Here is a 15,255-nt window from a genome sequence, read left to right on the forward strand (position 1 = left end):
CGAACATCGAGAAACTGGTGTGTGAGAGATGTTGCGAGTCATAGTCCGCCGCCTGCTGCAGCTGGCGGTGACGCTGATAGCGCTGTCCGCGCTGATCTTCATCTGGTTGCGGAACCTGCCCGGCGGGCCGGTCGAGGCGCTGCTCGGCGAGCGGGCCACCCCGGAACGACGGGCACTGCTGATCAAGGCCCTCGGTTACGACCAACCGATCCTCGTGCAGTACGGCAAGTTCATGCAGCGGGTCCTCACCGGTGACCTGGGCAACTCGATCCGCACCGGCGACCCGGTCACCGACGTCATCGCCCGCGCCTTCCCGGCCACCATCGAACTGGCCGTCGCCGCCATGATCATCGCGGTCGGCCTGGGTGTGCCACTGGGCTACCTCGCCGCCCGCTACCGGGGCCGACTCCTCGACAACCTGACCATCGCCGGCACCCTGCTCGGCATCTCGATCCCCATCTTCTTCCTGGGCTACCTGCTCAAGGACGTACTCACCCAGGACATCCACTGGTTCCCGCCGTCCGGACGGATCAGCACCGGGATGGACAACACCAGCGTGACCGGGTTCTACGTCCTGGACGGCCTGCTCACCCGGGAGTTCGACGCCAGCGCCGACGCGCTCTGGCACCTGATCCTGCCGGCGATCACGTTGGCCACCATCCCGCTGGCGGTGATCGTGCGGATCACCCGGGCCAGCGTGCTCGACGTGCTCAACGAGGACTACGTGCGGACCGCCGAGGCGAAGGGCCTGCGGCACCGCACCATCCGGGGCCGGCACATCCTGCGCAACGCCCTGTTGCCGGTGGTCACCACCATCGGCCTCCAGACCGGCGCGCTGCTCTCCGGCGCGGTGCTCACCGAGAAGGTCTACAACTGGGGCGGCCTCGGCACCCTGATCACCGACTCGATCAGCGGTGGCCGGGACTACCCGGTGCTCCAGGCGATCATCCTGCTCGCCGCGCTGGTCTTCGTGCTGGTCAACCTGCTGGTCGACCTCTCCTACGCCTTCATCGACCCGAGGGTGCGTGTGCGATGAGCGATCCGACGACCCGCCCCGGCGTGGGCCAACCCCGCAGCGGCGGCAGCCCGGCCGACGGAGCCGGCGACAGTCCGGCAGCCCGGCCCGCCGGCGGCCCGGCCGGCGAGCCCGGCCACCGCCCGACCGACCGGCCCGCCGGCAGGAGCGAGCGGAGCATCGGCCGGCTGGGCGACCGGAAGAAGGCCCGGCTGGACGAGTTGGCGCGGGCCACCGCGGACCCGGGCGGGGTCAGCCTCTACCGGGACGCGCTGCGCCGGTTGCGCCGCAACCCGGTGGCCATCGTCGGCGCCGTCATCGTCGGCTTGTTCGTGCTGGTGGCGCTCTTCGCCCCGCTGATCGCCCCGCACGATCCGGTGCAGCGTTTCGACGAGCTGACCAGGACCCTGACCGTGGACAGCATTCCCGGCGCCACCGCGGGACATCCGCTCGGCTCGGACCCGCTCGGCCGGGACTTCCTCTCCCGCATGATCCACGGGAGCCGGCAGACCCTCTTCGTCGGCGTGCTCGCCACCTTGATCGGCCTCACCCTGGGTGTGCTGCTCGGTGCGGTCGCCGGGGCCTTCGGCGGCTGGGTCGACGTGGTGCTGATGCGGCTCACCGATGTGATGTTGGCGCTGCCCAGCCTGCTGCTGGCGATCACCCTGGTCGCGATGGCCAGCCGGTCGAGCCAGTGGACTGTCATCTTCGCGGTGGCGATCGTCAGCGTACCGATCTTCGCCCGACTGCTGCGCGGCTCGATGCTGGCCCAGCGGGAGAGCGACCACGTCCTCGCCGCGCGGGCGTTGGGCGTCAAGGAACGCAACATCGTGCTGCGGCACATGCTGCCCAACTCGCTGACCGCGGTGATCGTGCAGGCCACCCTGACCTTCGCGGTGGCGATCCTGGACGCGGCGGCGCTGTCCTTCCTCGGCCTCGGCGATCCGGACATCAACCGGGCCGAGTGGGGGCTGATGCTCGGCGTGGACGGCCAACGCTACTTCGAGGTCCGCCCCGAGTTGGCCTACTACCCGGCGTTGGCGATCATCGTGGTCGCGCTCGGCTTCACCCTGCTCGGTGAGGCCATGCGCGAGGCGATCGACCCGAAGAACCGGCGGTGACGGCGGTGCGGTGCATCGGTGTGCGGCCCGGTCGACCGGCGACGCGGCAGGTCGGTGTGTCCGGTCGACCGGCGACGCGGCAGGTCGGTGTGTGGCCCGGAGAGCCGGCGGTACGGCGGGACGGGGTGGTCGGCGGCCCCGGGCCGGGTGGGCACCGGGTGGGCCGGCGACCGCAGTCGGGAGCGAACGACCAGCACAGTGAGGAAGTGACCCGATGAGCCTGCTCGACGTACGCGATCTGAGCGTGGTGTTCCAGCGCCGGGGCGAGCGGCCGTTCACGGCGGTCGACCAGGTCAGTTTCACCGTGGAGCCGGGGCAGACGGTCGGTCTGGTCGGTGAGTCCGGCTGTGGCAAGAGCGTGACCAGCCTGGCGATCATGGGACTGCTCCCGAAGCGGGGCAACCGGGTCGCCGGCGAGGTGCTCTTCGAGGGCACCGACCTGCTCAGGCTCCGCCCGGACGACCTGCGGGACCGGCGCGGCCGGGACATCGGCATGATCTTCCAGGACCCGCTCTCCTCGCTGAACCCGGTCATCCCGATCGGGGTGCAGGTCGCCGAGGTGCTGGAGCGGCACCGGGGGATGGACCGCCGCAAGGCGCTGCGGGAGGCCCGGGAGTTGCTCGAGGCGGTCGGCATCCCGGACCCGGACCGTCGGCTGACGGAGTTCCCGCACCAGATCTCCGGCGGCATGCGGCAGCGCGCCCTGATCGCCATCGCGCTGGCCTGCAAGCCCCGGCTGCTGATCGCGGACGAGCCGACCACCGCGCTGGACGTCACCATCCAGGCGCAGATCCTCACCCTGCTCAAGCAACTGGTCGACGAGACCGGCACCGCGCTCATCATGATCACTCACGATCTCGGGGTGGTGGCGGGCCTCTGCGACACGGTCAACGTGCTCTACGGCGGCAAGGTGGTGGAGCGGGCCGCCCGGCACGAGCTGTTCGCCAGGCCCCGGCACCCGTACACGCACGGGTTGCTCAGCTCGGTGCCCCGGCTCGACTCGGTGCGGGGTGAGCGGCTGCATGCGATCCGTGGCTCGGTGGCCGACAACATCCCGTGGGTCGAGGGCTGTGCCTTCGCCCCCCGCTGCGACAACGTGGTGGACGCCTGCCTGGACGGCCCGCCACCGTTGGAGCCCACCGCCTCCGGCGGCGACCTGCGATGCAACAACCCCGTTTCGGAGGAGGTGGCGGTGCCGTGACCGAACGGACCGGACCTGAGGACGCCGTGACCGAGCCGAGAGGAACGGACGACGCCGCGACCGGGCGGGAGCGGCCCCTGATCGAGCTGCGCGACGTCAAGGTGCACTTCCCGATCAAGAGCGGCCTGCTCTTCGACCGTACCGTCGGCTACGTCTACGCGGTCGACGGTGTCTCGTTGTCGATCAACGCGGGTGAGACGTACGGGCTGGTCGGCGAGTCGGGGTGCGGCAAGTCGACGCTCGGTCGGGGCCTGCTACGGCTGGTCGAGCCGACCGAAGGCGAGATCGTCTTCGACGGCACCGACGTCCGCGCGCTCAAGGGCGAGTCGCTGCGCAAGGCCCGCCGCCGGATGCAGATGATCTTCCAGGACCCGCTGTCCAGCCTGGATCCCCGGCAGTCGGTGGAGTCGCTGCTGGTGGAGGGGCTCAAGGCACACGGGTTGGCCGACGACCGGGAGGCGACCAACAAGCGGCTCCGCGACACCCTGAAGGCGGTCGGCCTGCCGGCCTCGGCGCTGAGCAGGTACCCGCACGAGTTCTCCGGCGGGCAGCGGCAGCGGATCGGTATCGCCCGCGCGCTGGTGCTCGACCCGGACCTGATCGTCGCCGACGAACCGGTCTCCGCCCTGGACGTGTCGATCCAGGCCCAGGTGCTCAACCTGCTGGAGGACCTCCAGAACGAGCGCGGGTTGACATATCTGATCATCGCGCACGACCTGGCGGTGGTCCGGCACATCGCCGACACGGTCGGGGTGATGTACCTGGGCGGGCTGGTGGAGGAGGCGTCCAGCGACGACCTCTACCGGGAGCCGATGCACCCGTACACCAAGGCGTTGATGTCGGCGGTGCCGGTGCCGGACCCGCTGGTGGAGGACCGGCGGGAGCGGATCCTGCTCGCCGGTGACCTGCCCTCGCCGACCAACCCGCCGCCCGGCTGCCGGTTCCACACCCGGTGCCCGTGGGCGCAGCCGACCCGCTGCGCCGACGAGCGTCCGGCGCTGCGTGACGTCGTCGGCGGACACCGGGTGGCCTGCCACTTCGCCGAGGACATCGCCGCCGGGCGGCTCCGCCCGCACGAGGTGGAGCCGGAACTGGTCCGGCCCGACGACGGGGCACCGGGTGACACCGGTGAGCTGATTCCCACCCAGTGAGCAGCTGACGAGGGCCCCTTCCCAAGATCCCGGGAAGGGGCCCTCGTCACGCACTCTGTCGATCGGTCGGCCGTGTGGCCGCAGCGGCGGTGACCGCCCGGGACCACCCGCCCGGACCGTTGCGGCGGCGGGTTCAGCCCTCGGGGCGGTGCAACAGGGCGACCGCCACGGTGTGCACGGCGTCCAGGTCGGCCGGGTCGGCCAGCTTGGCGGTTCCGCCGGTCACCGCGTACCACTCGTCGGCGTCCTTGTACTGGACGGTCAGGGTGACCTGGCCGTCGGCGTACCGGGTCTTCAGGGTCAGCTCACCGGTCACCACACCGACCTCGTCGGTCATCACCCCGCCGGGGCCGGCGACCAGGTCGGAGGTCAGTTCACGGGGCGTACCGGTGCCGCCGGCGTCAGCGGTCATCCCCGCGCCGGGCAGCTCGGCCGACGCGGCGGGCCGACCGTCGGCGGTCATCCCGGCGGTGGCCGCCCCGTCCGCCGGTGCGGCCCTGTCCACCCCGGCGGCCCTGTCCACCCCGGCCCCGTCGGCTGCCGGCCCGCCTGACGCCGACCCGGTCGGGTCGGTCCCGGCGTCGGTACCGCCCGGATCGGCCGGTGTCAACGCTTGCCCGCCCATGTGCAGCCCCCCAACATGTCACTTATGGCGGCCTTCTCGGCGCTGGTCACCGTCAACCGCCAGTGGTGCTTGACCTCTACCCAGTGTTCCGCGTACGTGCACCAGTAGGCGCGGTTCGGCGGTTTCCACTGCGACGGGTCCTGGTCACCCTTGGACCGGTTGGAGCTGGCGGAGACCGCGAAGAGCTGCGGCCTGGTCAGGTCGTTTGCGAAGTCACCACGCTTGGCGTCGTCCCACTCGTCGGCGCCGGAGCGCCACGCGTTGGCCAGCGGCACCATGTGGTCGATGTCCACGTCGGAGGGGTCGGTGAAGGTCCGCCCGTCGTAGACGCTCTCCCACCGCCCGCCGACGACGTTGCAGCCGGAGAGACGGATGTCCTTGCCGTCCCGCTGGAGCACGCTGTCCCGGACGTCGCAGTTCTTGCCGGTGTCCCGCCAGTGCGGGAAGCGGTTCCGGCTGTAGCCCTTCATCGACCCGGCCTCGGCGACGGTCAGCTCCGAGAGTTGTTCACCGACGTTGCCGGAGCTCGCGGGAGGCGCCTCCGGTTCGTCCACCGAGACGTCACAACCGCCCACGCCGAGGGCGAGCAGCGCGGCAAGGGCCGCCGCCACCGCCGCGCGGCCTCCTGATCTGGTACGCACAGACGACACCTCTCCAGCTTGCGGGCTTCCGGCGATCCCGCACAGTACCCAAGCACGGTTTCCGCGTTTCGTGGCGTCTCCGGTCGCCGGCGTGCAGATTGGTACCCATGACGGCACCGGCTCACGCGCTCCGCATCCGCACCACCGCCGGACGGGGGACGCTGCTCGCCGCGATCCTCGCCTCGGGCATGGTGTTCCTGGACAGCACCGTGGTCAACGTGGCCCTGCCCCGGCTCGGCGCAGAGCTCGACGCCACCGTCGCCGGTCTGCAGTGGACGGTCAACGGGTACGCCCTGATGCTGGCGGCCTTCGTCCTGCTCGGCGGGTCGCTGGGGGACCGGTTCGGCCGGCGGCGGATCTTCCTGATCGGGGTGGTGTGGTTCGCGGTCGCCTCGGTGCTGTGCGGGCTCGCCCAGGACACCAACCAGTTGATCGCTGCGAGGTTCCTCCAGGGCGCGGGTGGGGCCCTGCTCACCCCCGGCTCGCTGTCGGTGCTCCAGGCCAGCTTCCACCCGGACGACCGGGGCCGGGCGATCGGCACCTGGTCCGGGCTGTCCGGCGTGTCCACCGCGCTCGGGCCGTTCGTCGGCGGCTGGCTGATCGACGCGCTCTCCTGGCGGTGGATCTTCTTCATCAACCTGCCGCTCGCGCTCGGCGTGTTGCTGGCGGCGGTGCGCTGGGTGCCGGAGAGCCGGGACGAGAACGTCTCCCGCAGCGCCGGCCGGCGGTTCGACATCGCCGGGGCGCTGCTCGGCGCGCTGGCCCTGGGTGGGCTCACCTACGCCCTGATCGACGCCCCGGTACGCGGGGTCGGCTCCTGGTCGGTGCTGCTCGCCGCCGGCGTCGGTGTCCTCGCCGCGGTCTCCTTCGTGCTGCTGGAACGGCACCGGGGCGAGGGGGCGATGCTGCCCACCACGATCTTCGGCAGCCGGCTCTTCTCGGTGCTGAACGTCTTCACCGTGCTGGTCTACGCCGCGCTGAGCGGGTTCACCTTCTTCCTCTCCGTCTACCTGCAGAACGTCGTCGGCTGGTCGGCGCTGCGGACCGGGTTGGCCACCGTGCCGATGACGGTGCTGTTGCTGCTCGGCTCGGCGCGGGCCGGGGCGCTGTCGGCGCGGATCGGCCCCCGGCTGCTGTTGACCGTCGGCCCGATCGCGGCTGCCGGTGGCCTGTTGCTGCTGCGCCGGGTCGGGCCGGGTGCGTCGTACTGGTGGGACGTGCTGCCCGGGGTGCTGCTCTTCGGGATCGGGCTGACCCTGGTGGTCGCGCCGTTGACCGCGTCGGTGCTGGCCGCCGTGGCGGACCGGTTCGCCGGGGTGGCCAGCGGTTTCAACAACGCCGCGTCCCGCACCGGCGGTCTGCTCGCGGTGGCCGCGCTGCCGCTGCTGGTCGGCCTCTCCGGCACCGGCTACGAGCAGGCCACCGCCCTCACCGACGCGTTCCGGGGCGCAATGACCTGGTGCGCCGGGCTGTTGCTCGTCGGCGCGCTGCTGGCCGCACTGCTGGTCCACCGCCCGCCGTCCCCGGACCGCGCGCCGGGTCGGGCCGGGCGGTCGCCCCGGCGCGCGTAGTCGAGGACCCGCCCCGGGCCGGCGGTGGGCCCGGGGCTCGTGGTCGTGATCCGGGATCGTCCGGCGACGACCACGAGCCCCGGGTCGTGCGATCAGTGCTGAATGCGGTTGGTGGCGCTGGTGACGGCCTTGATGGAGGCGGTGACGATGTTGGGGTCGGTGCCGACGCCCCAGACCGTCTGGCCGTTGATGTCGCACTCCACGTAGGCGGCGGCCTGGGCGTCGCCGCCGGAGGAGAGCGCGTGCTCGTGGTAGTCCAGCACGCGTACCGCCACGCCCACCGACTGGAGCGCGTTGACGTACGCGTCGATGGGGCCGTTGCCGACGGCGGTGAGGGTGCGCGCCGCGCCGTCCACGACCACCTGGGCCTCGATCTCGACCTTGCCGTCGACGGTGCCGATCGTGTAGCCGGTCAGCGTGAGGGCCGGGTCTACCTGGTGGTCGACCAGGTAGTTGCGGGCGAAGATCTGCCACATGGTGCCCGGCTCGACCTCGCCACCGTCGTCGTCGGTGACCTGCTGGACGACGCCGGAGAACTCGATCTGGAGCCGGCGCGGCAGGTCCAGCTGGTGCTCGGACTTCATGATGTAGGCCACGCCGCCCTTGCCGGACTGCGAGTTGACCCGGATGACCGCCTCGTAGGTGCGGCCCAGGTCCTTCGGGTCGACAGGCAGGTAGGGCACCCCCCAGGTAAACTCGTCGATCGGCACCCCGGCCGCCTCGGCGTCCCTGGCCAGTGCGTCGAAGCCCTTCTTGATGGCGTCCTGGTGGGAGCCGGAGAAGGCGGTGTAGACGAGGTCACCGGCGTAGGGGTGGCGCTCGTGCACGGGCAGTTGGTTGCAGTACTCGACGGCCCGCTTGACCTCGTCGATGTTCGAGAAGTCGATCATCGGGTCGATGCCCTGGGAGAAGAGGTTGAGGCCCAGGGTGACCAGGTCGACGTTGCCGGTGCGCTCACCGTTGCCGAACAGGCAGCCCTCGATCCGGTCGGCCCCGGCCAGCAGGCCCAGCTCGGCGGCGGCCACCCCCGTGCCCCGGTCGTTGTGCGGGTGCAGGCTCAGCACCAGGCTGTCCCGGCGGGGCAGGTGCCGGTGCATCCACTCGATCGAGTCGGCATAGACGTTGGGGGTGGCCATCTCGACGGTGGCCGGCAGGTTGATGATCAGCTTCCGGTCCGGGGTCGGGTCGATCACCTCGATGACCTTGGCGCACACCTCCACCGCGTAGTCCAGCTCCGTGCCGGTGTACGACTCGGGCGAGTACTCGTAGTAGACGTCGGTGTCCGGGGTGTGGATCTCGGCGTACTTGCGGCACAGCCGGGCGCCCTGGGTGGCGATGTCGGCGATGCCGTCGCGGTCCAGCCCGAAGACCACCCGACGCTGGAGGGTGGAGGTGGAGTTGTAGAAGTGCACGATGGCCCGGCGCGCACCGCGCAGCGACTCGAAGGTCCGCTCGATCAGGTGCTCCCGGCACTGGGTGAGCACCTGGATGGTGACGTCTTCGGGGATCAGGTCCTGCTCGATGAGCTGCCGGACGAAGTCGAAGTCGGTCTGGCTGGCCGACGGGAAGCCGACCTCGATCTCCTTGTAGCCCATCTGCACCAGCAGCTGGAACATCCGGCGCTTGCGCTCGGGGGACATCGGGTCGATCAGGGCCTGGTTGCCGTCGCGCAGGTCGACCGCGCACCAGCGGGGCGCGACCTCGACGTGCCGGGTCGGCCAGGTGCGGTCCGGCAGGTCGATCCGGAACTGCTCGTGGTAAGGCTGGTAGCGCTGGTACGGCATCCGGCTGGGACGTTGCCGGGCGATCCGGTCGGTCTCGGTGTCGGTGACAGGTTGAGCCATGACGGAGTGCTCCCGTGGGTCAGGTGGCGTCAGCATTCGAAAGGTGTCGGCGGGTGCGGGCGACGATGCCCGGACGGTTGCCGAGAGGAAGTTCGGATCTGCTGGACGGCGCGGTTCGACTCCGCGACGGGGTGCCGGCCTGGTCAGGCCCCGTCGCGGCGACCAAGGAGAAGGTACGCCCGCCACATGACAGAGTGACCCTACGTGATGAGACGGGGGGTGGGAAGGCGGGTCCGGACTCTGAGATGGGAATCGCACCCACCGGTCAGCAGAGCAGCAGGGCGTGGACCGGGCGCCGGTGCCGCAGCGCGGTCTCCCGCCGCAGCAGCTCCTCGGGCAGGACGAACGGGTCGCCGAGTCGCCCCACGGCGGTCACCACCAGTGGGCGGATCTCCGGCGACAGGTCCAGGTCGGCGGCGAGCGCGGCCCGGTCGAAGCCGCGGATCTGGTGCACGTGCAGGCCGAGCGCTGTGGCCTGGACGGTCAGGTGTGCGATCGACTGGCCCAGGTCGTACCCGCACCGCTCCGGGTCGGCTCCGGTGTACGCGCCCACCACCAGCGCGGCGGCGTGCCGGGCCCAGTGCTGGTCGGCAACGGTGAGGCTGACCAGAATCCGTTTCCACGTCTCGTCGTCGCGGCGGCCGAGGGCGAACCGCCACGGCTGGACGTTGCCTGCCGACGGGGCCCAGCGGGCCGCCTCCAGCAGGGATGCGGCCTCGTCGCCGGCCAGTTCGGCGGTCGGATGGAACGCCCGGGGGCTCCAGCGGAAGGCGAGCAGCGAGGTGAGGTCAGCCATGGGTGAAGAATCCTACATGGGTGTTATGACCGATTATTCCCCCTGCTCAAATGTGGTCAAGAGCACCCGTAACGCCCGCTCGGCTCAGGACGTTGCCTCGCTCGGCGAGGCCGACGCCGCCTGCTGCCCCAGCGGCTCGCCGCTCACCACCGGCCCGGCCAGCGGCACCGTGTCGGGGGCCGGGCCGGGCGGACCGGCCAGGGTCAACGTGCCCAGTGCCGCCCGCACGAAGGTGGGCGTGCCGTCCGGCTGGTAGCAGTAGATGCCCACGTCCAGCGGCGGGTTCAGCGAGGCGGCGGTGCTCTCCACGGCGTAGCAGCTGCCCGGCACCCCGGGCGGCGCGGCTGCGGCGGAGACCGACAGCGCGGTACGCCGGTCGGTGAGCACCTCCAGCCAGTCGGTGAACGGGTGCTGCACCCGGGGGTCCAGCTGGCGCGGCACCGTGGCGTCCCGGTCGCCCAGCCGTACGCAGCTCGCCGGGTCGGGACGGCCGGCCGAGGGCAGGCCGCACTGGAAGAGCCCGTCCGGGGTGGCGGCGAGCGCGACGTCGGCCGTCCCACCGAGGGCACCCCCCGGCACGTCCACCCGCCAACTGCCGTCGTTCGCGCTGACCACCGTGATGTCGCGGGCCGGTCCGTCGGTGCCGGACAGGGTGTACCGGGCGGTCAGGTGCCGGTCCCGGGCGGCGGCCGCCAACGCGGCCAGCGCGTCCCGGGCGGTGTCCGCCGGGGCGGGTGCCGGATCGGAGGGCGGCCCGGTCGATGGCGCGGGCGGGTCGTCGGCGGTGCAGCCGGCCAGCAGCACCAGCGGCGCGAGCAGCACCAGCAGGACCAACCGGGCCGGCGGCGCCGGCCGGAACGGGGCGGGAACGCCGATCGGCCGGCGGGCCGCGCGGGGGTGGGCATGCACCGGGTCATTCTGCGCCGGGTGGCCGTCCACCACCGCCCCGCAGAGAACCGGTACCGGGGCCGGCGTGTCGGGTCCGGCACCGCGGGGAATGCCTGTCCGGATCGGCGACCTGCGCCGGATGGTGGGATCACCTGACCCGCACTCGCGTACCGCCCGATACCCTGGGGTGGTCTGACACGCGCCGCCGGACATCAGCCGGCGGCGTCGGCACGCTCAGGGTCGTCGCTGGGAGGGAGTGCGCCGTCGTGGCACTCGTGGTGCAGAAGTACGGCGGGTCCTCCGTCGCCAACGCCGAGCGGATCAAGCGGGTGGCCGAACGGATCGTCGCCGCCCGCAAGGCCGGCGACGACGTGGTGGTGGTGGTCTCCGCGATGGGCGACACCACCGACGAACTGCTCGACCTGGCCAACCAGGTCAGCCCCCTGCCACCGGGCCGTGAGCTGGACATGCTGCTCACCGCCGGGGAGCGGATCTCGATGGCGCTGCTCGCCATGGCCATCCACAACCTGGGGTACGAAGCCCGCTCGTTCACCGGTTCGCAGGCCGGCGTGATCACCACCTCGGCACACGGCCGGGCGCGGATCATCGACGTCACCCCGGGGCGGCTCAAGGGCGCGCTCGACGAGGGCGCGGTGGTGATCGTGGCCGGCTTCCAGGGCGTCTCGCAGGACACCAAGGACGTCACCACCCTGGGCCGGGGCGGCTCGGACACCACCGCCGTGGCGCTCGCCGCCGCGCTGCACGCCGACGTCTGCGAGATCTACACCGACGTGGACGGCATCTTCACCGCCGACCCACGGATCGTGCCCAACGCCCGGCACATCAGGCACATCACCTACGAGGAGATGCTGGAGCTGGCCGCCTGCGGCGCCAAGGTGCTGCACCTGCGCAGCGTCGAGTACGCCCGCCGCGCGGGGTTGCCGATCCACGTCCGTTCGTCATACTCGACCAACACCGGCACCATGGTCACCGGATCGATGGAGGACCTTCCCGTGGAACAGGCGCTGATCACCGGGGTTGCCCACGACCGCAGTGAAGCGAAGATCACGATCGTGGGGGTGCCCGACGAGCCGGGCGCCGCCGCCAGCATCTTCGACACCGTGGCCGGTGCCGAGATCAACATCGACATGATCGTGCAGAACGTCTCCACCGAGGGGACCGGCCGCACGGACATCTCGTTCACCCTGCCCAAGGCCGACGGGCCGACGGCGATGGCAGCGCTCAGCAAGATCCAGGAGCCGGTCAAGTTCAAGGGTCTGCTCTACGACGACCACGTCGGCAAGGTGTCGCTGATCGGCGCGGGCATGCGCTCGCACCCGGGCGTCGCGGCCGGGTTCTTCGCCGCCCTCGGCGCGGCCGGCGTCAACATCGAGATGATCTCCACCTCGGAGATCCGGGTCTCCGTGGTCTGCCGGGACACTGACCTCGACCGGGCGGTCCGGGCCATCCACGACCAGTTCGAGTTGGGCGGCGACTCCGAAGCCGTGGTGTACGCGGGAACAGGGCGGTAGCCCGGTGGCACCGCAGCCCACCCTGGCCGTGGTCGGGGCGACGGGGGCTGTCGGCACCGTGCTGTGCGACCTGCTCTCCGCCCGGCGCAACGTCTGGGGCGAGATCCGGCTGCTCGCCTCGGCCCGCTCGGTCGGGCGGAAGGTGCGTTGCCGGGGCGAGGAGCTGACCGTCGGCGCGCTCACCCCGGAGGCGTTCGACGGCGTCGACGTGGCGGTCTTCGACGTGCCCGACGAGGTGTCGGCGCACTGGGCGCCGATCGCCGTCGACCGGGGTGCGGTGGTCGTCGACAACTCCGGCGTGTTCCGGATGGACCGGGACGTCCCGTTGGTGGTGCCCGAGATCAATCCGGACCAGGTGCGGCACCGCCCGAAGGGGATCATCGCCAACGCCAACTGCACCACCCTGACCATGATCGTGGCGATCGCCCCGCTGCACCGCGAGTACGGCCTGCGGGAGCTGGTGCTCGCGTCGTACCAGGCGGTGTCGGGGGCGGGTCAGGCCGGTGTGGACGCGTTGCACCTGCAACTCGGCAAGATCGCCGGGGACCGGGTGCTCGGCTCCCGACCCGGCGACGTCCGGCAGGCGGTCGGCGACGACCTGGGCCCCTTCCCGGCGCCGCTGGCGTTGAACGTGGTGCCCTGGGCGGGCTCGCTCGTCGACCACGGATGGTCCTCCGAGGAGATGAAGGTCCGTAACGAGTCCCGCAAGATCCTCGACCTGCCCGACCTGAAGGTCTCCGCCACCTGCGTACGGGTGCCGGTGGTGACCGGCCACTCGGTCGCGGTGCACGCGGTCTTCGCGACCGAGGTGGACGCGGAAGGCGCCCGGGAGGTACTGCGCAACGCTCCCGGCGTGATCCTGGTCGACGACCCGGCCGCCGGCGAGTTCCCGATGCCGATCGACGCGGTCGGCACCGACCCCTCCTGGGTCGGACGCATCCGCCGGGCCGTCGACGACCCCCGTGCCCTCGACCTCTTCGTCACCGGCGACAACCTCCGCAAGGGCGCCGCCCTCAACACCGCCCAGATCGCCGAACTCGTCGTCAAACCCCCCTCCCGCCCCCGCCCCTGACCCACCCCCTGCCCCGCCCCCGCCCCTGGCCCCCCTCCCCCCTCCCCCCTTCCCTGCCCTTCCCTGCCCACTCCCTGCCCTCCCCGCGCCGCCTGCCGGTGTCGATCATGGAGTTGTGGTGCTCTCAAAGGACTCGGGACGGGGCAAATCCCCCACCACGACTCCATGATCGACGCGACGCGACGCGACGCGACGCGACGCGGGGCGGGGCGGGGTGGGGTGACGCGGGGTGGGGCAGTGGGGTGGGGTGGGTTAGGGGGTGGAGAGGTGGACGGTGTCTCGGCCCTGGTGCTTGGCGGCGTAGAGGGCCTGGTCGGCGCGGTGCAGGGTGCGGTCGGCTGGTTCGCCGGGGTGGGGGAGGGCCACTCCGACGCTGATCGTGCGGCCGGTGCGGCGGGCCGCCTCGGTGAGGCGTTCGGCGATCCGGACCGCCTCGTCCGGGTGGGCCACCTCGATCACCGCGACGAACTCGTCGCCCCCGGTGCGGTACAGCTCGTCGCCGTGCCGTAGCGCCGCTTCCAGGGCGCGGGCCAGCCCCACCAGCAGTCGGTCCCCGGCCTGGTGACCGTAGGTGTCGTTGACCGTCTTGAAGCCGTCCACGTCGATGGCGAGCAGCGCGGTACGCCCGGGGGTGGCCGCCGCGATCCGCCGGCCGAACGTGCCGGTGTGCCGCAGCCCGGTGAGCGGGTCGAGGCTGGCCTGTTCCCGCAGCTGGGCCAGGGTGCGCAGCCGCTCCGACGCCCCCCACGCCTGTCCGGCGAGCAACTCCATCAGGTTGACAGTGGTCGGGTCGGGGCGCAGCAACCGGCCGTCGGCGACCAGCAGCACCCCGCCGCCGTCCGGTGGCCCGACCGGCACCGACACCAGGGTGCGTACCCCGGCGCGGGCCAGCGCGACATGTTCCTCGGTGGGCGGGCACCCCACCTCACCCAGGGTGTACGCCGCACCGTACCGGTGGGCCCGGACGATGAGCCGGCCGAGCTGGTCGGCCGACGCCCCGGCCAACTCGGCACGGATCCGGGACTCCAACTCCCCCGGGGTGCCGGTGGGCGCACCGAGTCGGGGGCCGCGTCGACCGGTGAGCACCAGCACGGCGGCGGAGAGGGTGGAGACTTCCCGGGCTGCGGTGATCGCGACGGTCATCAAATCCCAGTCGGTGGGGGCGGAGGTCATCGCGGTGGTGTGCCGGAGCAGTTTCTCGCTGCGACTTTCGGCGGGCGGGCCGCCCAGCGCCGTGATCCGGGCACCGAGCAGCCCGGCGAGCCGCTCGGCGGCCTCCCGCCAGGGGGTGAGGTCCACCGGCCCGCTCCACTGGAGGTCGAGCACGCCTACCGGTCGGCCCGCCGGGTCGCGTACCGGCACGCAGACCTCGGCGGTGACGTCCGGGCGTAGCGGCAGGTAGTCGGGGTCGGCGGTGACGTCGTCGACGGTGGCGCCCACGCCGGAGGCGTACACCCGGCCGACGATGCCCGACTTCGGCGGGACGGCGGAGAAGACCTGCCAGGCGCCGGTCGCGGCGACGCAGCGGAGCCGGTCGTGCACCTGGAGCAGGACGGAGACCGTGGCGGGGACGTACCGGGCGAGCGCGGTCACCGTCCAGTGGCACGCCTCGGTGGCGGTCGACGCCATCGACAGGCGGACCGTGACGTCCCGGACGACTCGCTCGTGATCCACGTTCTTCCAGGTGAGAATGGCCCGGCGGGTGCCGGGGGCTGCGATCTAGCGTACTCAGCGCCGCACGGGCCACCCGCGTCAAGATCACTTCGTTCGTACACATGTTTCATCCACAGGCTGTGGA

The 15,255-nt window shown here is 71.9% G+C and carries 13 protein-coding genes; 7 read left to right on the forward strand and 6 right to left on the reverse strand.

Annotated elements, in window-relative coordinates:
* The first annotated feature begins 28 nt into the window (after positions 1-28).
* From OHQ87_RS26145 to OHQ87_RS26160, 4 genes are all read left to right on the forward strand, one after another.
* Positions 29-1,036, forward strand: coding sequence for an ABC transporter permease (locus tag OHQ87_RS26145; protein WP_328342108.1), 1,008 nt, complete (start codon positions 29-31; stop codon positions 1,034-1,036).
* The gene (locus OHQ87_RS26150; RefSeq protein ID WP_442930602.1) at positions 1,033-2,136 is read left to right on the forward strand and encodes an ABC transporter permease; all 1,104 of its coding nucleotides are present in this window, start codon (positions 1,033-1,035) and stop codon (positions 2,134-2,136) included. Before OHQ87_RS26145 ends, OHQ87_RS26150 begins: the two co-directional genes overlap by 4 nt.
* Before the next feature lie 214 nt (positions 2,137-2,350).
* A complete protein-coding gene (locus OHQ87_RS26155; RefSeq protein WP_328342110.1) occupies positions 2,351-3,337 on the forward strand; it encodes an ABC transporter ATP-binding protein in 987 nt (328 codons plus the stop codon).
* Positions 3,334-4,488 carry an ABC transporter ATP-binding protein gene (locus OHQ87_RS26160; RefSeq protein ID WP_442930603.1) on the forward strand — a complete coding sequence of 385 codons (1,155 nt, stop codon included), beginning with the start codon at positions 3,334-3,336 and terminating at the stop codon, positions 4,486-4,488. The genes OHQ87_RS26155 and OHQ87_RS26160 overlap by 4 nt, the downstream gene beginning before the upstream one ends.
* 133 nt (positions 4,489-4,621) lie before the next feature.
* Here OHQ87_RS26160 and OHQ87_RS26165 read toward each other — a convergent pair whose 3' ends face one another.
* Together OHQ87_RS26165 and OHQ87_RS26170 are read right to left on the reverse strand one after the other, a co-directional pair.
* Entirely contained in the window at positions 4,622-5,113 is a 492-nt protein-coding gene (locus tag OHQ87_RS26165; protein WP_442930604.1) for a hypothetical protein, read from the reverse strand.
* Positions 5,095-5,754: an HNH endonuclease family protein gene (locus OHQ87_RS26170; protein ID WP_328342112.1), complete on the reverse strand. Its 660-nt coding sequence runs from the start codon at positions 5,752-5,754 to the stop codon at positions 5,095-5,097. Before OHQ87_RS26170 ends, OHQ87_RS26165 begins: the two co-directional genes overlap by 19 nt.
* Positions 5,755-5,861: 107 nt before the next feature.
* Here OHQ87_RS26170 and OHQ87_RS26175 point away from each other — a divergent pair, with 107 nt between their 5' ends.
* Positions 5,862-7,325 (forward strand): MFS transporter, encoded by a 1,464-nt coding sequence (locus OHQ87_RS26175; protein WP_328342114.1) that lies wholly within the window; start codon positions 5,862-5,864, stop codon positions 7,323-7,325.
* A gap of 92 nt (positions 7,326-7,417) precedes the next feature.
* Here OHQ87_RS26175 and leuA read toward each other — a convergent pair whose 3' ends face one another.
* The 3 genes from leuA to OHQ87_RS26190 all read right to left on the reverse strand — a co-directional run bounded on the left by leuA (position 7,418) and on the right by OHQ87_RS26190 (position 10,874).
* Positions 7,418-9,169, reverse strand: a complete 1,752-nt coding sequence (gene leuA, locus OHQ87_RS26180; RefSeq protein ID WP_328342116.1) for a 2-isopropylmalate synthase — start codon at positions 9,167-9,169, stop codon at positions 7,418-7,420.
* A gap of 265 nt (positions 9,170-9,434) precedes the next feature.
* Complete coding sequence (locus tag OHQ87_RS26185; protein WP_328342118.1) at positions 9,435-9,965, reverse strand: nitroreductase family protein; 531 nt, start codon at positions 9,963-9,965, stop codon at positions 9,435-9,437.
* 84 nt (positions 9,966-10,049) lie between these two features.
* Positions 10,050-10,874: a hypothetical protein gene (locus OHQ87_RS26190; protein ID WP_328342120.1), complete on the reverse strand. Its 825-nt coding sequence runs from the start codon at positions 10,872-10,874 to the stop codon at positions 10,050-10,052.
* A 245-nt stretch (positions 10,875-11,119) separates the two neighbouring features.
* On the opposite strand from OHQ87_RS26190, the gene OHQ87_RS26195 reads away from it, so the two are divergent.
* Together OHQ87_RS26195 and OHQ87_RS26200 are read left to right on the forward strand one after the other, a co-directional pair.
* On the forward strand, positions 11,120-12,385 hold the full coding sequence (locus OHQ87_RS26195) for an aspartate kinase (RefSeq protein WP_145922160.1): 1,266 nt from the start codon (positions 11,120-11,122) through the stop codon (positions 12,383-12,385).
* Between the two features lie 4 nt (positions 12,386-12,389).
* Entirely contained in the window at positions 12,390-13,457 is a 1,068-nt protein-coding gene (locus tag OHQ87_RS26200; RefSeq protein WP_328342126.1) for an aspartate-semialdehyde dehydrogenase, read from the forward strand.
* A 252-nt stretch (positions 13,458-13,709) separates the two neighbouring features.
* Here the strand turns inward: OHQ87_RS26200 and OHQ87_RS26205 are convergent, their stop codons facing one another.
* Positions 13,710-15,086, reverse strand: coding sequence for a diguanylate cyclase (locus OHQ87_RS26205; RefSeq protein WP_442930858.1), 1,377 nt, complete (start codon positions 15,084-15,086; stop codon positions 13,710-13,712).
* Positions 15,087-15,255: the final 169 nt, after the last annotated feature.

Origin of the sequence: Micromonospora sp. NBC_00421, from assembly GCF_036017915.1 — a bacterium.
Lineage (GTDB): Bacteria > Actinomycetota > Actinomycetes > Mycobacteriales > Micromonosporaceae > Micromonospora.

Coding starts and splice junctions, on each gene's coding strand:
- OHQ87_RS26145 (WP_328342108.1), top strand. CDS start 29: ATGTTGCGAGTCATAGTCCGCCGCCTGCTGCAGCTGGCGGTGACGCTG.
- OHQ87_RS26150 (WP_442930602.1), top strand. CDS start 1,033: ATGAGCGATCCGACGACCCGCCCCGGCGTGGGCCAACCCCGCAGCGGC.
- OHQ87_RS26155 (WP_328342110.1), top strand. CDS start 2,351: ATGAGCCTGCTCGACGTACGCGATCTGAGCGTGGTGTTCCAGCGCCGG.
- OHQ87_RS26165 (WP_442930604.1), bottom strand. CDS start 5,113: ATGGGCGGGCAAGCGTTGACACCGGCCGATCCGGGCGGTACCGACGCC.
- OHQ87_RS26175 (WP_328342114.1), top strand. CDS start 5,862: ATGACGGCACCGGCTCACGCGCTCCGCATCCGCACCACCGCCGGACGG.
- leuA (WP_328342116.1), bottom strand. CDS start 9,169: ATGGCTCAACCTGTCACCGACACCGAGACCGACCGGATCGCCCGGCAA.
- OHQ87_RS26185 (WP_328342118.1), bottom strand. CDS start 9,965: ATGGCTGACCTCACCTCGCTGCTCGCCTTCCGCTGGAGCCCCCGGGCG.
- OHQ87_RS26205 (WP_442930858.1), bottom strand. CDS start 15,086: ATGGCGTCGACCGCCACCGAGGCGTGCCACTGGACGGTGACCGCGCTC.